The 24,369-nt window shown below is 57.8% G+C and carries 11 protein-coding genes; 1 reads left to right on the top strand and 10 read right to left on the bottom strand.

Annotation, left to right across the window (positions count from 1 at the left end):
• Positions 1-16 precede the first annotated feature (16 nt).
• Genes tssJ through tssB form a run of 7 tightly spaced genes read right to left on the bottom strand, consistent with a single transcriptional unit; the run spans position 17 to position 8,394 of the window.
• Positions 17-454, bottom strand: coding sequence for a type VI secretion system lipoprotein TssJ (gene tssJ, locus E1297_RS18640; RefSeq protein WP_155140988.1), 438 nt, complete (start codon positions 452-454; stop codon positions 17-19).
• 12 nt (positions 455-466) lie between these two features.
• Entirely contained in the window at positions 467-1,921 is a 1,455-nt protein-coding gene (gene tagH / locus E1297_RS18635; RefSeq protein WP_155140986.1) for a type VI secretion system-associated FHA domain protein TagH, read from the bottom strand.
• Between the two features lie 4 nt (positions 1,922-1,925).
• Complete coding sequence (locus E1297_RS18630) at positions 1,926-2,216, bottom strand: PAAR domain-containing protein (protein WP_155140984.1); 291 nt, start codon at positions 2,214-2,216, stop codon at positions 1,926-1,928.
• Complete coding sequence (locus E1297_RS18625; protein WP_155140982.1) at positions 2,213-2,845, bottom strand: hypothetical protein; 633 nt, start codon at positions 2,843-2,845, stop codon at positions 2,213-2,215. The genes E1297_RS18630 and E1297_RS18625 overlap by 4 nt, the downstream gene beginning before the upstream one ends.
• A gap of 11 nt (positions 2,846-2,856) precedes the next feature.
• On the bottom strand, positions 2,857-4,983 hold the full coding sequence (locus E1297_RS18620; protein ID WP_155140980.1) for a type VI secretion system Vgr family protein: 2,127 nt from the start codon (positions 4,981-4,983) through the stop codon (positions 2,857-2,859).
• Between the two features lie 25 nt (positions 4,984-5,008).
• Positions 5,009-5,350 carry a hypothetical protein gene (locus tag E1297_RS18615; RefSeq protein ID WP_155140978.1) on the bottom strand — a complete coding sequence of 114 codons (342 nt, stop codon included), beginning with the start codon at positions 5,348-5,350 and terminating at the stop codon, positions 5,009-5,011.
• Complete coding sequence (gene tssB, locus E1297_RS18610; protein WP_155140976.1) at positions 5,350-8,394, bottom strand: type VI secretion system contractile sheath small subunit; 3,045 nt, start codon at positions 8,392-8,394, stop codon at positions 5,350-5,352. Before tssB ends, E1297_RS18615 begins: the two co-directional genes overlap by 1 nt.
• Positions 8,395-8,862: 468 nt before the next feature.
• On the opposite strand from tssB, the gene E1297_RS18605 reads away from it, so the two are divergent.
• Positions 8,863-18,810 carry a non-ribosomal peptide synthetase gene (locus tag E1297_RS18605; protein ID WP_196223354.1) on the top strand — a complete coding sequence of 3,316 codons (9,948 nt, stop codon included), beginning with the start codon at positions 8,863-8,865 and terminating at the stop codon, positions 18,808-18,810.
• 201 nt (positions 18,811-19,011) lie between these two features.
• Here the strand turns inward: E1297_RS18605 and prfB are convergent.
• From prfB to E1297_RS18590, 3 genes are all read right to left on the bottom strand, one after another.
• Positions 19,012-20,143 (bottom strand): peptide chain release factor 2 gene (gene prfB, locus E1297_RS18600; protein WP_155140972.1). Its coding sequence is split into 2 segments (ribosomal slippage): positions 19,012-20,073 and positions 20,075-20,143, totalling 1,131 coding nucleotides; the frame shifts between segments, so codons are not numbered across the junction.
• Between the two features lie 126 nt (positions 20,144-20,269).
• A complete protein-coding gene (locus E1297_RS18595; RefSeq protein ID WP_155140970.1) occupies positions 20,270-22,723 on the bottom strand; it encodes a penicillin-binding protein 1A in 2,454 nt (817 codons plus the stop codon).
• A 198-nt stretch (positions 22,724-22,921) separates the two neighbouring features.
• Entirely contained in the window at positions 22,922-24,277 is a 1,356-nt protein-coding gene (locus E1297_RS18590) for an N-acetylmuramoyl-L-alanine amidase (protein WP_244327806.1), read from the bottom strand.
• Positions 24,278-24,369 lie beyond the last annotated feature (92 nt).

Genomic DNA, 24,369 nt, shown 5'->3' with positions numbered 1-24,369 from the left:
TCTGCCCGGACAGGCCTTATTGAACAGACACGGAATTGCCCAACACGGTTACACGAACCCGGTTGGCAGCATTCGGCTTGAGACTGCGGACGGATTTGAACCGGGCATTGTCAATGTCACGAAACGCGGCAACGACGCCGACCGCCGTTGGCGTTCCGTTGACGGACCGGATGCCGGTGACCGTCCGGCCCGGCGCGAGCTGGAATTCGTCCATCGCAACAAGACTGCCGCCAAGGGCTGCTTCGGGCGTGTTGAACAGCGTGAAGAAGTCGGCAGAGCCGAACTCGGCCGTCGATGCGAGATAGTAGACCTTGACCTTGGCAGGTGCTCCGCCGTTCATGTTGGCGCTGCCGGTGATCGCAAGGTCCACGGTGGTCGGCGACGGGCTGGTCGAGACGCAACCGGTCAGCACAAGCAGCCCGATGACGGCCGCATATGCGGATTTGAATGCCATGTGTCTGGTCCTTCAAAGCTTCTGAATTTGGTCCTGATAGGCGCGTGCGAATTCCCGGCCGAAGGTGGACTGAAAGTTGTCTTCCGTTTCTCTCGCGATTTGAGAGAACATCTGTTCGTAGGCTTCCCAGTATTTTGCCTTTTTGCCGCCGAGGAACGATCCCAGGACCGGTCCGTTTGCAATCCGGCCGGAGAGCTGGTCCGGGCTCAGGCGGTGGAGCAAGTCCTTGAGTGCGGCTTCCATGCCCGACATCATCGCGATTTCATGCGCCCGGATATCCCTGAGCGCTTCCTCGGCCGCGGATTCGGCCGGCAGATACCCCGCGACCGACGGACGGATCATTGCCTCAACCGCGTGTTGCGGGCTGACGGAAAACTTCAACGGGTTGTTCCCGTCGGAACTGATCATCGTGCTCGTCATGCGCATTTCGCTCTTGATCGAGGCGCGCGCGAGCAGGATTTCCCGCATGCCCGAAATCAATGCAGCAAAGACACGGCCAAGACGCGCCATGGTTTCTTCCAGTTCTTCCGGCGGAATGGTCAGGTGTGCCGCGCCGGCTGCCGCCAGAAATGCAAGCGCCGCGTCATTCCCCTTGGTGCCCTGTTGGCCCGCAAAAGGTTCAGACGCTATTGCAGAAGAATGCGGTGCCTCCCGCAAATCACCTCTGTGCGGCTCGGGGGGAGCTGCCGGAGCAGGCGTTGGCCTTAACGCCGGTGCCGGTTCGGGCGCGCGCTCAATCACGGGCCTTGCATCCGGAACAAGGTCGTCCCAGTCATCCGGGATCAACGGTCTGCGCACAGAGGGCGTTTTGAAGTGGTCCTGTACCGCCGGATTATGGTCGGCGACCGAGCGCGGGCCCGGCACATCAAATGGGCCGTCCGCAAAGGGTCCACCGGTCAGAAACGGGTCGGAAGGAGCCTCCGGCACATCGAGCGGATCATCCAGAAAATCCGGATCATGGCGGATCGCGCGATCCGAAGACGGAACCGCAGGCGCCAGAGGGTCATCCAGAAACGGGTCCCAGGGTTCGTTGCTGCCGTCGAGAGGATCGCCGAAATCGGCAGGGGGACCGGCCGCTGCTTCGGGTTCAGGCAAAAGCAAGCTGTTCTGTGCCGGTGGCAGGGGATCAAACGAAACCTGTTGGCTCTGCCCGGCTGAGATCTCCACCTTGAGCTCGTAAGCCCCCACGAGGATCACATCGCCATCATTCAGGGGCGCCGGAAACTCCCCGATCCGCTCCAGACCATAATTCAGGAATGTCCCGTTGGTGCTGACGTCGATCAAAACATAGTCGCCATTGCGTTCTTCCACCGCGCAATGGCGCTTTGAAAGCACCCGGTCGGGATCAGGCAGAGAAAGATCGTTTTCCTCGCCCCGGCCGATGGTCAGCGCACCGTCTTGCATCTGGATGCAAGACAAACCACCCGGCAGAGATCCGGAGCTGAGCAAATGCAGAACAAGCCTCATGTAATCACCCCCCGACCAGAACGGTCATGCAACCCATGACGATTGCTCCGCCATGGGCGCAACTGTCGCCCATGCGGGCCTGCGGCTTTTTCCCGGTCAGGACCTTGGCCGACCCCTTTGCAACGACATCCGGCGGGCCGACGCAGACTGCCATGGCCCCTGCCGTTGCCGCAGGCATCTTGCCGATCAGGACGGTCGGAACAGGCATGACAATTGGCCCGCCCACATGCGGAATGACACCCGTGACCATGGGACAGACATGATTGTCGCCCACCCGGGCAGCGGGAAGCGTCATTGCAGGCCCTCCTCATTCGCCTTTATGCCGGTTTTTACGGGCGACGGCGGGACATTGCCGTTGCCGCCGCGCGCAATATCGAGTGCGCGTGCCAGAAGCACCTGCCCTTGGCGGTCCGCCTTGTCGTCGTCGTGAAACAGCGACTTCAGCAACATGCCGAAGACGGCCGTGCCGACCGCACCGGGAGGCGCTTCGAAGTCTTCCAGTTCGCCGGGGCCGAGTGTGCCGTTCGAAAACGCAGCCGCCATGGCGCAAAGCTCCGTTTCGTCTTCGTTGCTTACGGCATCCAATGCTGCGCGTGCGCCCGCACGGGTCTCTTCACCGGGCTGATAGACCCATCGTTCGGCGGCTTTCAGCGCCGGTGGAAGCGCTTGTCCCTCAGGCACCATGTCCCGGGCGGCAAGGCAGGCCAACCATGTCGCTTCGCGCGCTGGAAGGGCGTGGGCCAGCACCATCAGCATATCGACTAGTGCCGAGTGTTCATCGAGGGCCGCAAGCACTTCGGTGACCGGCGCGCTGACCGGCAACGCAAGTGGCGTCTGCAAAACCGCATTGGCTTGCGCAAGAATCCTGGCAGCCGGGACTGCCGGCAGTTTTGCAAGATCCGCAAAGGCATCAGAAGAAGGCATGGCAGCTCCCGTCAGTTGATCATCGTGAGGGCGCCCTTGACCATCACCAGACCGGAGGACTTCACTTCGGTCATGCCGCCCCCTTCGAGTTTCAACATGCCCGACCCCTTGAGGGTGGCTTGCCCCTTGCCCTCCATCTTCAACATGCCGTTCGCTGTCAGTTTCGCGATGCCGCTCGCCTTGAAGTCCAGCTGCGGAGCCGAAATCGTGACTTTGGAAGGTGTCATTTCGATCGTGGATCCACCGCATTTCAGCGTGATTTTCGAAGCCGCAGTCAGTTGCAGCGCGCCCCCAACATCAATGTCATAGTCCTTGGAGACTGCGTCGGACTTCTTGCCGGAAACCGAGAGCGCCTGATCCTGAAGAACGGTCAAGGTGTCGTCACCGCCGATCTTCGTCCGCCGCAGTTTGGCGATGTCGATGGTTTCCTGCCCCTTCGCGACGCTGAAGCTGTGATTGCCCTCGCGGATGGTTTCGGTCTTGTCGCCGTGGATGGTTTGCCTGAATGTGCCGCCGCTCTTGTGTTCCAGCCCGACAGTGATTTCCGCATTGTTCTTGATGATTTGCTCGAAATCGCGCTCGGACTGAAACCGCACGAACTCCGCGTCCTTCTTGTCTTCGAACACGAGTTCATTGAAACCGTTACCGCCTTTGGAACTTTGCGACTTCATCCCGCTCCGGGTCTGGTTTGCGGGCAACGGATAGGGAACCCTCGCGTCACCGTTGTAGATCATACCGGTCACGATCGGACGATCGAGGTCGCCGTCCTCGAACTGGATCACCACTTCCTGGCCAATGCGCGGCACGCTGATCATGCCCCAGCCCTTTCCGCTCCATGGAACCGCCGTTCGGATCCAGCACGAGGACATTTCGTTGCGGCGTCCTTCCCGGTCCCAGTGGAACTGGACCTTCACGCGGCCGTATTCATCGGTCCAGATCTCCTCCCCTTTCTTGCCGACCACAATCGCGGTCTGGACACCGGGGTGCTGCGGACGGGGTGTAACCGGGGGCGCGCGAAAGGCGATCTTGATCGGCTGGGCCTCGAAGGTGCAGCGATACATGTCTGTGCTGCTGGCGGCATCAAAATCGAGTTCAGTACCCAGAATGTTCTGCACGTATTCCTGATCCAGAACATCGGCATCGATCTGGAGCTGATGGCGGGCCGACACCACCAGATACTCGTCATTTTCCGTTTTTCTTGGATGCTCTTTGAGCTTGAATTTGCCGCCAACGGCCATCTGCCGCACGTTGCACGCGCCTTGCGTGCGGTGGGTCTGCGCCGCAAACCCTTCCACCAGGACCTTGGCCAGATGCTCGCCGGTCTGACTGTCGCCGTGCCCGCCGGGATAGTCGTAGACCTCGTAGGATTTATAGGCATGTTTCCCGTGCGGCAGTGCCTTGCTGGTCTTCAGATCCGATTTCGGCTTTTCAAAATCATAGTCCTGAAGCGTGACCTTGCCGGTCCGGATCCGCTCGGTGCCGCGCCATTCGAAGACATGGTCCTGACGGCGCCGGTAAGTGCTCTCCCGCATGAAATAGTCGATGTCCGCATGATCCTCGATGGACTTGTGCGGGCTTGCGTCGTCGGCAAGGATCAGTGTTTCCTTGGTTTTGTCGTGTTCAAAGAAATAATAGATCCCCTCCTCTTCCATCAATCGGGAGATGAAGGCGAAATCCGTTTCCCTGTACTGAACACAATAGGTCCGCTTCTTGTATGTGTGCTTTGTCCTGTCCTTGAAATCCGGAAAGCCGTGGTCTTTAAAAATGTCCTTGATCACATCAATGACGGACTTGTCCTGGAAAATCCGGCAGTTCGACGTGCATGTCAGGAACCAGAGCCAGGGCCGCACATTGGCGCGGTAATAGCCCCTGCCCGCATGCGATCCCAGAAACTCGGCGGCCACACAACGCCCCTGAAAATAACGGACCTTGTCCTTGGGCGCATCGATCTCGAGCCGGAACCGTTCGCCCATGACCTTCTGAAGGTCAAGGTCGAGATCGGGGGACATGAACTCGATGGTCGTTTCGGTGATCTGGCTCAGGCCGTCATCGACCTGGGCCCGCATGAGCCATCCCTTTATCTTGCTGGGAAGCTCGACGCGAACTGGCCTGCCTTCGAGGATGGTTTCTTTCGACATGCGTAATCCTTGACGCCGGGCGTGGTCAGTTGTGGTCAGGGGCGTTGGAGATGATCAGTTCATTGTCCCGCCGCAACCGGTCGGCGATCGCCGGATTGATGCTCCACAACGCGCCCACACCACCCTCTTCCGGAAGCGCTGCGGCGAGCTGCGCCATGGATGCAAACTGCACGCAGCGGACCGGCGTCGGGTAAGGCTTTTTGCCCGCAAGCATGGCATATAAATGCACCTCTCCCTCCAGAAGCCAGTAGGCCTTGTCGACCTGGGCCATGATCAGGTCCCCGTCTGCCGCAGGAGCCGCCGCGCCACCTGAGGGCTCTTGCGGAAGATCCCGTTGCGGGGCGGTCATCGAGGTTTCTCTGCTCATCACAAATCCTCCAAAAGGGCGGCAAGTTCCGGATCGAGATCATCATCGCCTCCGCTGTCATCATTGCCCTCCGCGTCATCGCCAAAACCGGACAGAAGCGCGTCCAGATCGTCAGCGTCTCCGCTACCCTCATCACCGTCGGCATCATCGCCAAGACCGGACAAAAGTGCATCCAGATCACCATCATCGCCGTCTCCCGGACCATCGAGATCAGCCGCATCAGCGCTGCTCGACGAGGTATCCTTCGGCTTTGAAGTTTCCGGTGATACGCTGGTTGCCCCGGCCGCGCCGGATGCACTTCCCAGAGTCACGGACGCGCTTCCGGCTGCTGTGGTGCCAGCGCCGGGCGCAAGCTCCCATGGCCCGGCCAATGCGCCTGCCCCGAGCGCCTGAAAAGACCCCTGACGCACTTCATTACGGCCCTTGATCGACAACACCGACATGAAACCGCGGGTGACCACATCGGCCATTGTCCTGGTATTCAGCAAACGTTCGGTACAGGGCAACGCGATCTGGTCGCCGTACTGATCGGTCATGGTGTGAAGCGGAATGTCCCCGATCGACATGATCTCGCCAAGACGCATGGTCTTGCCGCCCCGCGAAGCCGTCTCGGCCATGAGAACGGCCGACAGAATTACAGGGTTTGCCCAAAGCATTCCCTTCAAACCACTGCGCAAGGTGAATTCCTCGAAGTCGAACGGCTCTACAGGGTCCGTCTTGCGTCCATAAGGCAGCCGAAGAAGAAACCGTGGCGCTATCAATCCCGCGTGGGCGGCTTCGGGAAGCGCGCGCAAAGCGTCCCAGGTTCTGGCGACCAGAGGATGCCTGTCTTCCTTGCGCGTTTCCAGAAACTGCGGGGACACGGCAGCAACAAACGACGCATTCATCCAGGCCGCAATCTTCGCCATACGGGCCATCAGCTCCGCATGCGGTGGCGTTTCTTCCAGAGTGTAAAGCCCAAAGACCGCTGACAACGGCCCCTGCGCGTCGTCCAGACGGGGCTCTTCGGCAAGCATCCGAAACAGGCCGCTTTCCGACAATTCCTCCTGGGCTGCGAGATCTGCCGCCCACTCTTCTGCGGAAACATCATACAGGACGATCTCCAACCGGGCTCCGGTTTCGACACGCCGGGCCAGAAATTCGAGCGAGCGCCAGGTGGATTCAACCGCCTGAAAGTCCGGATGATGCAGGATCGTCCGCATGGCATCCGACAGGGCAACGTCGAGAACAGCGAGGAGCTCATCCACATCCGGATCGGGAGCCGCTTCAATGTGAGGTGCAACGATATGCCCGATCAACTCCGAGGCCGGGCTCGGTTGCGCCATGGTGCCCTTGATATCGCCGATCAGGTTTTGAAAGTCGCTGAGTTTGCAGCCGGCCGGAACCTGCGCGCCTTTCGCCCTTTTCCTCTTGTGGCTTCCCGCCTCTGACGACGACGCCCAGTCCCGCAAGTCTGCAATGGCTTGCTTGTCTCCACGGGCAACACGATCCCGCATGCTTGCAAGCTCATCAAAGACCGGCACGTTTTCAAACAGCTCATCCGGATGCAGATCATCAATGCCGGAGAGCGCAACTTCCACACCGGTGCCGCCATCACCAAGAGGCAAAACCAGAGTGGTTGAAAAGCGCCCGATCACATCGTCAAGCGTATCGACATCGAACTTGACCGGTTTGCGCGCTGCAAGCGCATCTCCGATTTCAAGCTCGCCGCGGCTGGCACGTCCGGAAAAGTCACCGAGAAGAGCGATCCGGAATTTTGTGCGCGGCGCATCGAGATCCCCGGGCCGCTCCACGGTCAGCTTCCCGAACGGGTCCGGTTCTTGCGGACGATCTTCCTCCAGCGCCGCCAGATCGTCCAAATCATCGGGACCGTCTTCGGCCTCGCCGGACTCGGTTGGATCCATATCGAAATCCGGAAGACTGCTCTCCTCGGCAGCTGGATCCAAATCCTCATCGAAGCCGGACAGGTCAAGATCAACATCTTCATCGGCTTCGCCGCCCTCATGGACCTCAAGCCCGTCCGGCCCTGTGCCGGTCTCGCCTAAAAGCGCCTCAAGATCGATGTCCGCATCCAGATCAAATTCTGCAACATCAGGTTCAACAGAGCCTTCAACTTCTCCAATTTCGTGGCCTTCAAGGCCATCAAGCACTTCCTTAACAGCGCCGGTCTCTTCAATGAGGCCGTCCGGATCGAAATGCTCATCCCCGGCATCACTTGCCGCAGCAAATTCATCGAGAGAGAAGTCATCTCCTTCGGCTTCTGAAAGCGCATTCGCTTCATTCCACGCACTGTTATCAGGTACAAAGCCATGCCGTTCTGAAGCGGCGCCGGGGCCTTCATCCAAGACAGCCATATCACGCAAAGAGCTGAGGACAGGCCCAACACCGTCCGGAGCCTCATCCCCGATACCCACACCTTCTTTTCGCAGCGGCGCAAAAACCGTCTCGACATCAGACCCACTGTGCGGCGCAGCATCGTCCGGAGCAGTCTTGCGCAAGCTTTCAAGGACTTCGGCCTGACTTGCATCGCGATCATCGCTTGACTGGTCCGGCGATTGGTCCTTCGGACCAGTGAGGCCGGCCAGTACCGCAGGATCTGCAATCACCTTGGCAATAAGCTCTTCAGCCCCGGTCTTGCCGTCCATATAGGTGACAAGATGCGCAAGCTGTGTTCGGGCTTCCAGCAGGGCTTTCAAGGGGGCAACCTTCCTGGCGATCGCAGCAGGCGCGAAGTCCTCAATGCTCCCGAATTCCAGATCGACCGCGAGATTGCCATTGCCCGTCAAGGTGTTTTCGACGGTAAATGCTGCCCGCGGGCGCATTGCCTTCATGCGCTCATCGAAATTATCGACATCGATTTCCAGAAACTTGCGATCCGCGATCGCTGGCAGCTTTTCAGACGGTGCCCCGGACAGATCAGCCATCACACCAACGACGAAGGGAAGTTCCACCTTCTTTTCCGCGCCATACAGCTCAACGTCATATTCGATCTGTACCCGCGGCGCCCGGTTGCGCGCGACGAATTTCTGACCGCTTTTCGACATATCAAGGCTCTCTGCTGCACCATGGATCTGCGGCACGGACACTTGCATGCCGCACCGATTTCACCTGTTAGTGCGCGGCAACAGCCAATTGGTTCGCCTCCCTCTAAGAAAAACAGCACATGCGCAGGGTTTGCGCACCATCCACACGGGAGAGCGGGTGTTTGGTTTGATTGCCCTATCCAAGCTTGGCCTCAACCCGCCATCACATTCCTGCCGGGTCTTGCCCCCCGGCTTACAGCCCGGAAACAGCGGTTCGGGGAGCATAAACCTTTCCGCATCGACCCGGAGGCAAACGGTTTCTGAACCGGCGGCTTTTCCCCTGCAGCGGTTGCCGCCTCAAAGACCACATGCGCGCATCACTTCACCTTAATGATATGAACATCTCCCGGTAATATTGTATACTAATGTATGCAATATTGCATGCGCATGTATCTGCTTGAGGTCCGAAACGTCAGAGAGGTGCGTGTCATGGACAAGAGCAGCTGGATTTTTATCCTTTCAGCCCCAAGATCCGGTTCTACCCTGCTTGTACGCTTGCTCGGCAATCATCGCGAGATTTCTGCCCCCGTTGAGCTGCATCTGGCAGGGTTTCGGGATTTGGGCGAACGGAAGGCCTACTACAAGGATCACCCTTCCTTGTTGCAAGGCTTCGATCATGCCGTTGCAACCCTTGCTGGAACCGGCACAAAAAACCTGCCGCCCCCAGCATTCAATCACGGCACGACCATATCGGAGTGTTATCAGTATCTGAGTGAACAGGCCGGTACGCGCTACATCATCGACAAGACCGCCGGTTACAGCCTATCGCCGGAACGGTTGGAATCCATTCCATCCTTGGTGGACAGCCCCCGCTTTCTGGTCTTGAGGCGCCATCCTGCGGCAGTCGTTGAATCCCTGACCCGCACCGGCCTCACTTCAGTCTACGCCGCAATACGGGAAAAACTGCAGGACGACACTCCGGAAGCCATCGCCGAGTATGTCTGGAGCCGTTCCAATCTCAACATCGACAGGTTTCTGGAACGTCTTTCGGCACCGAAAGTACACACCGTTTACTACGAAGACCTTGTTTTGAATACACAGCGGTGCGTTCGAAATCTTTGTAAATGGCTTGCGCTGGAGGAACCCGAAGCGCCTCTCGACCCCTATGCTCAATCGCATGAACTGGACATCCTGTCCGAAAGTGAGGAGCCGCCATTCGATCCCGGCTTTCTGACGCATACCACGATCGAACCCGCGCTTGCCTACCGATGGGACGAGGCAACGGTGCGCGATTTCAGCCCGGATCTCGTCGCAAGGATGCAAGGCTATGGCTACACCAGCCGAAAACAGGACATTACGTTCTTGCCGGATCTGGCAAACCAGGCGGCGTCTTCGACCGGCCCGAACCTCAGCTCCCTTCCGAACGCAGAATGCCTTTCGCCTCTTGAAGCAACAAAACTTTCCTTTCTGAAGGGCGAAACCCCACCGAAAGTGGATCGGGGGCATATTGAACTTGTTCCCGTGACACGAGACCTTGCGCTTCCTTGCCATGATACAGCGATCCTGTTTCAGGCTGCATGGCTTCTTTTCGGATTTCGGATGTTGGGGCTGTCATCCCCGGTCCTTGTCCGTTTCGACGGGAACAGTTCGGCGCTGGCCCCGACCGAGATTTCCGGAACGGATCGTTTTGACACGCTGTTGTCACGCCTGACAAACAAACCGGACGAGCCAGCTTTCCAGCTACTCGATCTCAAGAAGAAGCTCTATGCAAAGCAAAATACCATCCAGCTGGGCTTCATTCTTGATGAGGCCGGAACACCGGATTTCATCGACAATGTCTTGAACGGCCAAGGGCGCTACCTTGTTCAGGAGTGCGATACCCTTCTGATTGTTTCCCGGCAGGCGCAATCCTGGGACTTCGCCATCGCCCAATTCGGCACGCGACTGGACACGCTTGAGCCCCTGGCCTTCTATTTCGAAAGATTGGCCATGAAGGCATGGGCCGACCCAACCCGCACCTGCGAGACCTTCGAAGTGATGGGCGGTGAGGAACATGAAACCGTAGTTACGCACTGGAACCGGACCGAAGCGGACTATCCTGCAGACCGGACACTGACGGAGCTGTTCGAAACGCAAGTCGGACGCACACCCGATAGTATCGCCCTTGAATATTGCGAAGAGGCAATCAGCTACAGCGAACTGAACGCGCGGGCCAACCGGCTGGCGCATGCCATCCGCCGCCAATTCGAGGCCTCTACCGGAGCACCGTTTGGCGCCGATACGCTGGTCGCCCTCTGTCTGGACCGCAGTCCGGAGATGATCGTCAGCATCATCGGTGCATTGAAGGCGGGCGGAGCCTATCTGCCGATCGATCCGGACTGTCCGCAAGAGCGCGTCCGGTTCATGCTGGAAGACTGTCAGGCGCAATTGCTGCTCACCCAGCAACGGCATGTCGCGCAACTCGAAGGTATACCGGCAGCGAAGGCCGGTTCATTGAAAATCCTCGCCGTCGATGATGACGGGATGTGCGTCAGCTGTCCTTCGGACACGCCGGAACCGGTCAGCGGCCCGCAGAACCTTGCCTATGTGATCTACACATCCGGGACCACCGGCCAGCCCAAGGGCGTGATGGTGAGTCAAGCGCAACTGCAAAACCGTCTTGCCTGGATGCAGTCCGATGTTCCGCTTGGCGCGAACGACGTTCTTCTCCAAAAGACACCTTACACATTCGATGTTTCGGTCTGGGAACTCTTGTGGTGGGCCTTCCACGGTGCACGGGTTGCCATTCTTCCCCCGAACGCCCACCGGGATATGCGGCTTCTGGCTGACGCAATTGAAAATCACGGCGTCAGCATTCTGCATTTTGTTCCAAGCCTGTTCGAGGCATATCTCGACGGTCTGGAAAGCGGCGAGATGACGGGAAGCCTGCGGTCACTGCGCGCAGTCTTCACCAGCGGCGAGGCGTTGCAACCGCAACACAACCGCCGGTTCCACCGGTCCGTCAAGGCACAAGGGCGTTCCATTGCCTTGCACAATCTCTATGGCCCGACGGAGACCACAATCGATGTGACAGCCTATCACACAACAGGAAATGAAGCTGTCCTGCCGATCGGTTCCCCGGTCTGGAACACACAAGCCTACGTCGCCGACGGGCAGCTGAACCCGGTTCCGGTGGGCGTCACCGGGCTACTCCTGATCGGCGGCGACCAGGTTTCACGCGGCTATCTCGGGCGCCCCGGTTTGACGGCAGACCGGTACACCGCCAACCCGTTTACAAGTTCCGGAAGCAGACTGTACCGGACGGGTGACCTTGCCCGGTGGCAGGCAGACGGCACACTTGAGTTTCTGGGCCGCGCCGACTTCCAGGTGAAGATCCGCGGCAACCGCATTGAGCTGGGTGAGATCGAACAGGTTCTGACGTCTCAGGATCCCGTCGCTCAGGCTGCGGTTTTGGCAAAGCGCCGTCGTGGCAACGGGCGGGATCTGTTTCTGGCCGCATACTATGTCCGCTCGAAAACCATTCAAAAAGCCACTGACTTGGAAAACCGGTTACGAACCGCACTCTTGTCGAAACTTCCCGGCTACATGGTGCCCGACGTGTTTGTCGAACTGGACGCCTTGCCCCTGACGGCTAGCGGCAAACTGGACCGCAGGGCCCTGCCCGAGCCAGATACACCCCTCGGCCGAGACACTGGTACAGAGCCCCGAAGTGATCTGGAACGCCAGCTGCATGAAATCTGGGCGGACGTCCTGGGATTGGAACGCATCAAGGCCGATGCCAGTTTTTTCCGGATTGGAGGCGACTCGATCAAGGCGATCCGCCTCGTCACACGGATCAACCAGCACCTTGGCCACCAACTGACAGTCGCAGCGATCTTCAAATACCCGACGATTGAAGCTCTTGCGCATATGCTGGCCCGCCTGTCGCAATCACAGCTGAGCATCCCAAAAGCGATTGGGGTATCGAAATATCCCCTGTCTTTTGCGCAAGAGCGCCTCTGGTTTATCGAGCAGTATGAAGGGGGCGCAAGTGCCTATCACTCTCCGCGACTGTTCAAGCTCGCAGCCTCGGTGAACCGTCCGGCCTTGAAGGAGAGCCTGGCCGCCATTGTTGCCCGTCACGAGGTGCTGCGCAGCCACTTCGTTCAGGACAGAGACGGGATCTGGTATCAATCGGTTTCGACCCGGGCTTTTGGTGTTGCGGAGCACCGTATCGCTGAAACCGCCTGGCCGAACGCACTGCAAAACGCACTCCACAAGACCTTCGATCTTGAAAACGAACCGCCCATCCGCGCGGATATCTTCACGGCGGGTGATCAGGCCTTTCTGCTGATCGTGGTGCATCACGTGGCCTTTGACGGCTGGTCGGCCCAAATCCTGTCCCGTGAACTCGCCGCTCATTACCGGCACCTTGTCGAAGATGCGCCGCTGGACCTGCCCGAGCTGACAATCCAGTACAAGGACTTTGCCGTCTGGCAACGCGGCTACATGTCAGGTGATCGCCTCAAGAGGCAGCTTGGGTATTGGAGCGAGCGTTTGGCCGGCCATGAGGTACTCAACTTCCCGACTGACCACCCGCGCCCTGCCTTGTTCGACTATCAGGGCGACGTTGTGACCTTTACGTTGGGCGCGGACTTGTCGAACCGGCTCCGGTCTTTGGCCAGTGCCCGCAATGTCAGTCTCAATACCCTTCTGTGGTGCGTTTACGCCATTCTTCTAAGCCGCTACAGCCGCCAAAACGATCTTGTTCTGGGATGGGGTACGGCGAACAGGCACTACCCTCAAGTGGATGACTTGATCGGCTTTTTCGTGAATGCATTGCCCCTCAGGGTGCAAGTGGATCCGCATCAGCCGTTTTTCGATTTTCTGGAAACAGTCCGGAAACGACTGAGCGAAGCCCAACAGTTTCAGGACATCCCGTTCGAGCTGCTTGTGAGCACCCTCGAAGTCGAGCGTGACCAAAGCAGGCATCCCGTCTTCCAACACAGTTTCAGCCTTCAAAGTTTCCCCGGAGAACAGATCGACGGACTGGAACCCGTTTCCCTGACAGAGACCTTCAAAAGGGCTCTGTTTGACCTGAGTGTCTTCATGGACGCCAGCGGAGAAAAAATACAGGGACGTATCGAGTTTGCCACCAGCCTGTTCACGCGCACACGGATGACCCGCTATGCAGTACACCTGAAGAACATGCTCTCTGAGGTCGCCGCTTCACCGGAACGGGCAATATCGAACTTCAGGTTCCTTCCTCGAGAAGAATACGACCAGATTGTCTGCACCTGGAACCAAACGCAGAAAGACTGTCCCAAAGATCAGACACTGGCCGCATTGTTCGAGAAACAGGCCGAGTGTACGCCAGACGCCATCGCAATTGTATTTGAGGAAGAAGCGCTCACCTACCGGGATCTGAATGCCCGGGCCAATCGGCTGGCACATGCGATCAGGCAGCGTTTCGATACGGCATCAGGTGAAACTTTACAGGCTGACACCCTGATTGCGCTTTATCTGGACCGCGGCCCCTGGATGATTGTCAGCATTTTGGGTGTTCTCAAGGCCGGTGGCGCCTATGTGCCGATCGACCCGGACTATCCGCAAGAGCGGGTTCGGTTCATGCTGGCAGACAGTAAGGCACCACTTCTGGTGACCCGAAAAAACCATTTACGGGAGCTGAAAGGCTGGAACACGCCAATTGTTGAAGCCCTGCACGTCATTGTCGTGAGTGACACGCATACTCTGCCGGACTGTTCTCCATACAACCCGAGCCCGGTCGGCCGGTCGGCGAACCTTGCCTATGTGATCTATACCTCCGGTACGACGGGCAATCCCAAAGGTGTAATGGTCGAACAGCACTCCTTGTTGAATCTGATCTCGAACCAGACAGCCATCCTTGACCTGAACCGGACAAGCCGCGCACTTCAGTTTGCGTCATACAGTTTTGACGCCTCGGCTTTAGAGATTTTCAGCGCGCTTCTGCATGGGGCAAGACTGTATGTTTATGCGCATGGTGTTGGATCAAATGGCGGCCAGATTCTCGATTACATCGAAAACAACGCCATTTCGCTCGCCACACTCCCACCCTCCCTGCTCAAGGCTCTGCCTTACCGGGATCTGCCGGATCTGAAAACACTGATTGTTGCCGGCGAGGCCTGCGATTTGCCGGTGATGAAATTGTGGTCACGGGAACAAACCTTGATCAATGGCTACGGCCCGACCGAGAACACTGTCGGTGTTGCCATGCATCCCTATCGACCAGGAGACGGAAACACCAATATCGGCAGGCCTATGGCCAACGTGACGTGCTATGTGCTTGACCCTAGTCTCGAACCTGTTCCCATCGGTGCCATTGGTGAACTTTTTGTCGGTGGTGTTGGTCTTGCGCGAGGCTATCTGAACCGCGCCGCGCTCACCAGCGACCGGTTCATTGCCAATCCATTCGCCACGGAATCCGACGCGGAACAAGGGCATACACGTTTGTACAGGACCGGCGATCTTGTTCGCTGGCTCGACAATGGCGACATGCAATATGTCGGCCGCAACGATTTCCAGGTCAAAATACGTGGCCACCGCATTGAATTGAGCGAAATCGAACAGAAACTGGTGACATTAGGAGATGTCGAGCAAGCAGCCGTCCAGGCCCGCAATCGCCCGGGCCCGGAACAGGCTCAGGATCTGGTTGCCTATTTTGTACCATCAGACACAGCTCGGGAAAAGCTCGCCCAAAGCCATGGCGAAGCGGTCGTCAAGGATTGGAAAAAGCTCTATCAAAGCCTCTACGGTGGCACAGCTCCCGCTGACAGCACCTTTGACACCGGAGGCTGGATAAGCTCATTCACCAGGCGCGCCATTCCGGAAGCAGACATGCGCGAGTGGGTAGCGGCAACAGTTGCGCGGATTGCAGACCTCACCCCCCGACACATCCTCGAAATCGGCAGTGGAACCGGATTGCTGCTTTACCGTCTCCTCGACAAGTGCCAGCACTATACGGCCACGGACTTTTCCGAGTCGGCCATTTCGCAGATCACCGAAACGGTAACCCTGCTCGGCAAAGCCGGAAAGGTCACCGGACTCGTTGGCGAGGCCACCTCGATCGGCACACGCAGCAGGATCACACCCGTGGACACCGTGATCGTGAATTCGGTCGCCCAGTACTTTCCCGGCATGGCCTATTTTGAACAGATGCTGGACGCGGCAATCAGCTGCCTGGAAGGCCATGGCAGGATCTTCCTCGGAGATCTGCGCGATTTGCGTTTGGTCGAGAGCTTTTACTTGGCTGTCCAGGCGTACCGGTCACCCGATACATCCTTGCAGGAAACACAAAAACAGGCCCGTTGGCTGGCCCGGCGCGACAAGGAGTTCCTGCTGGATCCGGGCTATTTCCTCAAGCTCCGCACCCGCCACCCGGCGGTCAGTCACATCAAGATCCTCCCGAAACGGGGATACGCCCGCCACGAAATGAACCGGTTTCGCTATGATGTGATCCTCTGGATAGACAAGGCTCCAAACGCCGTACCGCCGTCTCCGGCCTTCCGCCGTTTTGCCTATTCCGAAATTGGAGACTTGAAAGACTGGTTATCTGCTCAGCAGATGGAAGACGGTCTGATTGTTGACGGCTATCCCAACAAGCGGGTCAGAGCTGTCTGTCAGGCAATGCAGCAGGATGAACCGGCTGCCCGGGGGACACCGGTCTCAAAAATCCTCGCCGCTGCCGACATCGATTCCGACAGCATTTTAGGGATCGAAGCTTTGCATACCCTTGCGCAAGAAAAAGGCTATCGTCTGGACATATTCCTGGACCCCGGTTCCCGCCACCCCGACCAGTATGCGCTTTTGTTCCGGCCACTGCGAAAGAACGCCGCGCAGGATGTGTTCAGCGATCAACTGTTCGAGGCTCCCTCTTCACCCGATCAGCGCTTCGGCAACATACCCTTCACCGCGCAGAGGGCCGAGCTTGGCGAGACCCTGCGCACTGCCCTTGCATCAAGGCTTCCCGGATACATGGTGCCCTCTGTGTTTGTCGAAGTGGACGCCCTGCCCTTGACCGTCAACGGCAAGCTGGATCGGGCAGCACTTCCCAACCCGGACGCTGTGTTGAACGAGGCTTGCTATATAGCGCCCGGGAACCAGCTCGAGGCCCGCCTGAGTTCCATCTGGTCGGAGATACTCGGTCTGGAACGCATCGGTGTTGAAACGAACTTCTTCAGAATTGGCGGCAACTCGATCGAGGCGATCCGATTGAGTGCGCGATTGTCGAAATCCGGTTTTCCCTGCCGGATAATTGACATTTTCGAGCACCCGACCATCCGGCAATTGAGCCGGTTTATTGAAACCAAAACCCCAGCCATCGGTTTTCAAGACAAGAAGACCGCATTTACCGATGGCCTTCGCCAACTCGCACCGATACAGGAATGGTTTTTTGAACAAGTCGGCAAAGGCTACATCCAAGATCCCCAACTATGGGCCCAAACCGTGCTCGTCCGCGTGCCGCCTCTTGATCCGGAACGGCTGAAATCCTGTCTGAAAGCGCTTGTTGCAGCACATCCAAACCTCACGGTGCGCTTTCGACGCGGCGCCCCGGACGATCAGCCAACGGGAGCCGGTCATTGGCACGCCGGCCATGACGGGTCTTCACAACACCCTGAACTGGAAATCACTGATGTTTCTTCTCTCCACACAGATGACCTGCACACACGTCTGACAGAGTGGCAAAACCGTTTAGATCTTGAAAACGGTCCCTTGTGGCGCATCGGTTACCTGCACGGCTATCCAGACGGCAGCGCGCGCATTTTCATCTGCATGCATCAACTCGTCACCGACGCGGTCTCAAGGTCAATCCTGATCGACGACCTCCGGCGTCTTTACGATGGTGATCCGTTGCCGCAAGGCCAAAGCAGCTATGCCGACTGGGTGAAAACCGTTCGGCACCACGCAACGCACCATCCCGATGAGCGGCACTACTGGCGGCAGCTTCTGACTGACCTGCCGAGCGGCCCGGCTTTGGTGTCAACTGCCAATGAAGCACCCGTTTACGGCCAGTCCGAAACAACCCTCGGTCTGCAAGAGACCCGGCAAGTCCTGCAAGACTGTCATCTTGCCTATGACACCCAAGTCAACGAACTTCTTCTTACTGCGCTGGCCTGCGGATTGCACGAATGCGGCGCAGTTACGCGGCAAGCCGTGACGCTGAAGGGACATGGCCGCAAGCAAATCGATTCCGGGCTCGATGTTCAGCGCACAGTGGGATGGTTTACGACCATGTTCCCTGTTGTCGTGAACCTGAAGGCTGATCTTTCCCAAACCATTCAGCACGTCAAACGGCTTCTGAGCGACACGCCCTATCACGGCATTGGTTTTGAATCTTTCTGCACGGATGAAAACAGCAACATCCGCTACTCGGATCTCCCGTCAATCACGTTGAGCTTTGCCAGCACCTCGGACGAGCACATGGGGCAGGCGTGGCATATATCCGACGAATTGACGAGCGTATCTATGGCTCCGTGTAGTCAGGAAGGAGAGTTTGTTCACGTCAAGGCATCGGTCGTTGATCAAAAACTGCGAATTCAGGTTTTTTGCTCACACGGCCCGCAAATAGCTAACCGCATCGCACAGGCCGTCAAGGGTCATCTGGTCAAGATCATCCAACACTGCCTTGCCCGGATCACTTGCCTGCCGACACGCTTTTCGTTCCGCGACTTTCCGGATTTCAAAGCCTTCGAAGCCATCGACAGGCACAGCCCCGAGCGGGCGATTTTCATGTTCCCTCCGCGTCACGGTGGTCCGGAGAGCTACTATTCGAACATAGTGCCCCGGCTCAAAAGCGAGGACTTGATATTATTTCATAATTTCATCAATTTCCTGGCGGACTCTGACCTTTCATATCATGTGAAGAATGTCACGATCGAAACTCTGGCACGTGCCTATATGGAACCCCTCAAGGCATATCAAGCGCATGGCCCGTACCACCTGTTTGGCTGGAGTTTTGGCGGAACGCTCGCCCTTGAAGTGGCGCGCCAGCTCTCGGCCCAGGGAGAGCCGGTTGAGGACCTCATACTGGTCGACCCCTACTTCAATCTGCAAAGGGCATATGATTACCTCTTCTCGAAACTCCCCGGCTCGCCCCCACGTGCATCGGCGCTTGTTCACAACAAGGACCTGATAATCCAGCCATGGCAAACCGATGCCAGGATCGTGCTCTTCAAGACCACGCGCGTTGCGAAAACGCCAAGCGGACCGGACGCACGTTCTGATGCGCTCAGCCTGGTAAGAAAATTCGATATTGAGGACTATTATGTTCATCAAACCCGGGACAATCACTTGAGCGATGTCGTTCGATGCAAGAACACGACAATTATTCCGCTAACAAGTCCCCATGCGGACTGGGTAAATTCAAAATTCGATATTGAGCGGATCGCAGGCGTTCTGGAAAGTGCCATGAAGGACTGAAAGTCAATTCATGAAGCCTAACATGAGGCAGGCAAGATACCCAAAAAACTATCGGGGCCGCAACTCGGCCATGCTGTCCAGCCAACATGGAAGACTGCTCCCTCGATCCGCCCGATCGCTCAGGCCGCCCGTCAAAGCAAAAGCGGCACCTCGAAAGGCGCCGCTTGATTTGATCTGTCAGATGATCCCGGACGACCTGATTTAGTCCACATCCTCGACTTCAACAGGATCACCACCGAAGACACGTTGGGCAAGAGCGGCTTCCATGAACTTGTCCAGGTCGCCGTCCAGAACATCCGAAGGCGAAGTGCTTTCAACACCGGTCCGCAGATCCTTCACCAGCTGATAGGGCTGGAGAACATAGGACCGGATCTGATGGCCCCAGCCGATATCGGTCTTGGAGGCAGCTTCCGCGTTGGCTGCTTCTTCGCGCTTCTTCAGCTCGGCTTCGTATAGCCGCGCCTTCAGCATCGACCAGGCGGTCGCCCGGTTCTTGTGCTGCGAGCGTTCAGACTGGCACTGAACGACAATTCCGGTCGGCTGGTGCGTGATGCGCACGGCCGAGTCGGTCGTGTTGACGTGCTGGCCGCCTGCACCAGACGCACGGTAGGTATCAATCCGGCAATCGCTTTCATTGATGTCGATTTCAATCGAATCATCAATAACCGGATAGACCCAGGCGCTTGAGAAGCTGGTATGACGGCGGGCGTTGCTGTCATATGGCGAAATACGCACGAGGCGGTGAACGCCCGATTCCGTTTTCAGCCAGCCATAGGCATTCTCGCCCTTGATCAGCAAGGTCGCGGATTTGATACCCGCCTCTTCACCGTCGTTATATTCCAGCACCTCGACCTTGAAGCCGTGTTGCTCCGCCCACCGGCGGTACATGCGCAACAGCATCGAGGCCCAGTCCTGGCTTTCCGTGCCGCCTGCCCCGGAATTGATTTCCAGGTAAGTGTCATTGCCATCGGCCTCGCCGGACAACAGCGATTGCAGCTGGAGACCGTTCACCCGGTCCTTGAGGCCGCGCAACGCATCCTCGGCATCGGTGATGACAGACTGGTCATCTTCCATCTCGCCAAGTTCGATCAGCTCGATATTGTCGGCAAGATCCTGCTCCAGCGCCTTAACACCATTGATGCCGTCATCCAGCTGCTGGCGTTCACGCATCAGCTTTTGCGCCTTGGCAGGGTCATTCCAAAGCTCCGGGTCTTCCGAAGCCGCATTCAGTTCATCTAATCTGACCAGGGCTTGATCCCAGTCAAAGATGCCTCCTCAGCAGGCTTATGGCCTGCTTGATTTCATCGACGATGGCTTCCATTTCGGCGCGCATCGAACACCTCGCATTTTCGGTAAAGAGTGCCCGGCCCCTTTTGTTCGGAGCCGGGCGGTGAATTGGCGGCGGAATGTAGTCCTCAGGAGGCGAAATCTCAAGTCCCCGGCGAGGCTCAACTGGTGATCAATAAAGGCCGCCCGTGCCCGACAGGACTGCTTGCCCGGCTTCCGGGGAGACAGTGTGCGGAGCGCCCATCGTATCCTGGAACCCGATCACCGAATAGCTGTCCGGCGGAGCCATACCGGGCTTGAATGCTTCGAGGATCGTGTTCGGATCGCCCGCCGCAGCCCGAAGGCCTGTACTTTTGTCAATGGGAATAAGCTGCAATCCACGCGGCACCCGGAACTCGACCGGCGGCTTCCCCGCCTCCGCCTGTTTTACGAAATCGGTGAAGATCGGAGCGGCAATCGCACCACCCGTGGCCCCGCGCCCCATCGGTCGAGGCGTGTCATATCCGACAAATACGCCCACCGCGAGTTCCGGGGTATAACCAACAAACCAAGCGTCTTTTTCATCATTCGTCGTGCCCGTCTTGCCAGCAACAGGGCGTCCGACCGCCTGCACACGTCTGGCCGTGCCGCGCTGGACGACGCCTTCCATCATCGAAGTGATTTGGTAAGCGGTCATCGGGTCGAGGACCTGCTCACGATCGTCAATCAAGGTCGGCTCGTCCTGCCCCTGCCAGGCGTCCTGGGTACACCCGTCACAGATCCGGCTATCATGCTTGAAGATCGTGCGGCCATAGCGGTCCTGAATACGGTCGATCAGAGTAGGCTGGATCTTTCGACCGCCATTGGCAATTGTCGCGAACGCAGCGGTCATGCGCATGACCGTCGTTTCGCCCGCCCCGAGCGACATGGACAGCACAGGCAGCATATTGTCGTAGATGCCGAAACGCTTGGCGTATTCGGCGACAATCGGCATGCCCAGATCCTGCGCCAGCTGAACGGTCATGACATTTCGGGATTTCTCGATCCCGGTGCGCAAGGTCGACGGACCATAGAACTTCCCGCCATAGTTTTTCGGCGACCAGGTCGGAAGACCGGGACCCTGACTGATTTCGAGCGGCGCGTCCATGATGACCGAAGAGGGCGTGTATCCATTATCGAGCGCGGAAGCGTACACGAACGGCTTGAACGCGGACCCCGGCTGGCGATAGGCCTGAGTGGCCCGATTGAACTCGCTCTGGTCGAAACTGAACCCGCCAACCAGCGCAAGAACGCGTCCGGTATAGGGATCCATGGCAACGAGCGCACCGGACACTTCCGGGATCTGACGCAGCTCGAAAGCTCCCGGCGCAACCTTGCTTTCCTCGACATAGACCACGTCACCCGGCTTCAGCACATCCGGGACCGACGCCGGCGCGCGGCCATTCACACGAGCCCATTTCATGGTGTCAAGAGACAGCTTTCCTGTCTTGCGCTCATCGGACAGCCTGCCGCTGACGAGCTTTTCCGGCTGGATACCCACCGTCGCCTGTGTCTGACCCGTTTCCAGAACCACGGCCAGTTTCCATTCCGGCAGGTCTTCCAATGCCTCGACCTTGCCGAGCGGGACGCCCCAATCGGCACCGGCTTCGATCGTTGTTACAGGCCCGCGCCACTTGCCACGCTTGTGGTCAAAGTCGATCAGGCCTTTCATGAGCGAGGCGCGTGCTTGTTCCTGCAGCTTAGGATCAAGCGTCGATCGCACCGACAATCCACCCTCGTACAGCCGCTTTTCACCGAATATATCGGCAACTTCCCGGCGGACTTCCTCGGTGAAATATTCTGCCGAATAGATTTTAGAGCCGGTGTCACGCGGTTTGACGGTCAAAGGCTTGGCTTTAGCCTCTTCGCCTTCTTCAAACGTGACATAGCCGTTCTCCACCATCCGGTCGATCACCCAGTTGCGGCGCGCAATGGCACGGTCGGTCTGGCGGAACGGGTGGTAATTGTTTGGCGCCTTCGGCAAGGCCGCCAAGTATGCCATTTCGTCAAGCGACAGCTCGTTCACGGACTTGTCGAAATACACCAGCGATGCGGCAGCAACCCCGTAGGCACCGAGGCCAAGATAAATCTCGTTCAGATAAAGCTCGAGGATTTCATCCTTTGTGTAGGCCTGCTCGATCCGCAAGGACAGGATCGCTTCCTTGATCTTGCGCTCGATCGAGACCTCGTTCGTCAAAAGGAAGTTCTTGGCAACCTGCTGGGTAATGGTCGACGCACCTTCCGGCCGGCGGCCGGTTCCGATATTTTGTGCATAGCGGACAACCGCACGCGCAATTCCTTCCGGGTCGATCCCCAAGTGCTTGTAAAAGTTCTTGTCTTCAGCAGAAATATAAGCCTGCTTCAACTTGTCCGGAATGGCCTGAATCGGCAGGAACATCCTGCGTTGCGAGGCGTATTCCGCCATCAAGGTACCATCGGCTGCATGGAACCGGGTCATCACCGGCGGTTCATAGTTTTTCAGCGCCGTGTAGTCCGGCAGGTCTTCGCTCACCTGCTGCAGGTACATCCACACACCTGCGGCAACCAGCAACCCCAGCGCTGCTCCGATCCCGAAGAGATAGCCAAAAAACTTTACAAGAAATTTCATATTGCGGGCCCGTCTTTCCCCGACGTTACTCTGTTAACCGTCCATACCACATCCGAGTGTGGATAGCATGCGAGGCCGTGTCCAATCGAGCGGCATACCACCGCCCTGTTTAAAGTCGCTTTCCTTCAATCAGCAATATGGCGATGCTGAGGCGGCAGCCCCAATGCAGCGCACCATTGCCGGCTTCCGGCCAAGGCCTCAGTTCTTTATCGGCCTCGCGGCCGCTTCTGTCTGATCCTGCACGATCTGCGGCCGGAAAAAGCTGTCGACCGCCTCAACCATTGCATCGGCCATGCGCTCACGCCACACATCCGAAATCAGCAGTTTTTCATCATGCTCGTTGGACAAATAGCCAAGTTCCACAAGCACGGAAGGAACATCGGGAGCCTTTAGCACACGAAAACCGGCAGAGCGATGGGGGTTATTGATCAACCGCACAGAGCTTTTCAGCTCTTCGACCAGAGTGCGCGCAAAGTAGACCGAAAAGTTGCGTGTTTCGCGCCGTGCCAGATCGAGAAGGATATCGGTGACGTCAGTCGGTTCGGCGTCCAGCTGGACACCGGCAATCACGTCGGACATGTTTTCGCGCTCGGCCAGCTCCTCGGCCAAATCGTCCGACGCGCGATCCGAGAGCGTATAAACCGAAGCGCCACGGGCTTGTTCTTTCAGAGATTTCACGGAATCGGCATGGATGGAAATGAACAGATCCGCAGCCATGTCATGCCCGAAACGTACACGATCCGATAAAGAGACAAAGGTGTCGGCCTGACGCGTGAGATGCACTTCATACCGGCCGGTTTCTTCCAGCTTTCGTTTCAAAAGACTGGAGAAATCCATCACCACGGCCTTCTCAAGGGTTCCGCCAATTCCCTTTGCACCCGGATCGATGCCCCCATGCCCCGGATCAAGCACGATCAAAGGACGATCGCGGTCAGCGTCGGGGTCGATCCGGTCGCCCTTCACTCCCGCCGCGGCTGACTTGCTCCGCTTTTCCCGCGAGGCTTGCGCAAACTCCAGGAAGCTCTGATGGGTACTGCGCACGAGATCGATCACCATTCGGGCAGGTTGATCGCCGACGGCAGGCAAGACAAAGGTCTTGTCCAGCGAAACCGGCTCCTTGAGATCCAGAACGATTCGTGACTTGCCGGCGGCGAACATGCCATATCGCCACGCCGTGATCAGCCCGCGCCCTGCCTGCCCGGTGCCTTCGGGCAACTGAAACTCGACTTCCGGCAGGTCGATGATCAGACGATAGGGATCAGCCAGCGCCGAGATAACCGGAGGCGTATGTCTGTCCAGATCGACGACAAACCGGGTCCGCACTTCGTCGCCTGCAACCCGCGCTCCCGTTATTGAGGGGATATCTTTTGGTGACGCAGCATGAGCGGCGGGCTTCCAGCCCCCGGCTCCCAATATGACTGTCAAAAGCACAAGAATGACGGCATGCAAACACAAACGCGCGCGTTCGGAGCCCGCGAATGCGATCAAGATCCGGTTGCCGCAACGGTCCGGTGATGGTGCCATTTCGTCCATGTGGCCTGTCAATAAGCGCAATACCCCTGGCTCCTTAACAGAAATTTCGTTGGGCGTTAAATTCACTAGAGCGTTTCACATAGCTTGCAAACAGTCCGATAGAAACGTAAAAG

The organism is Roseibium sp. RKSG952 (genome assembly GCF_009711355.1).
This window is presented reverse-complemented; position numbering and strand designations above follow the sequence as displayed.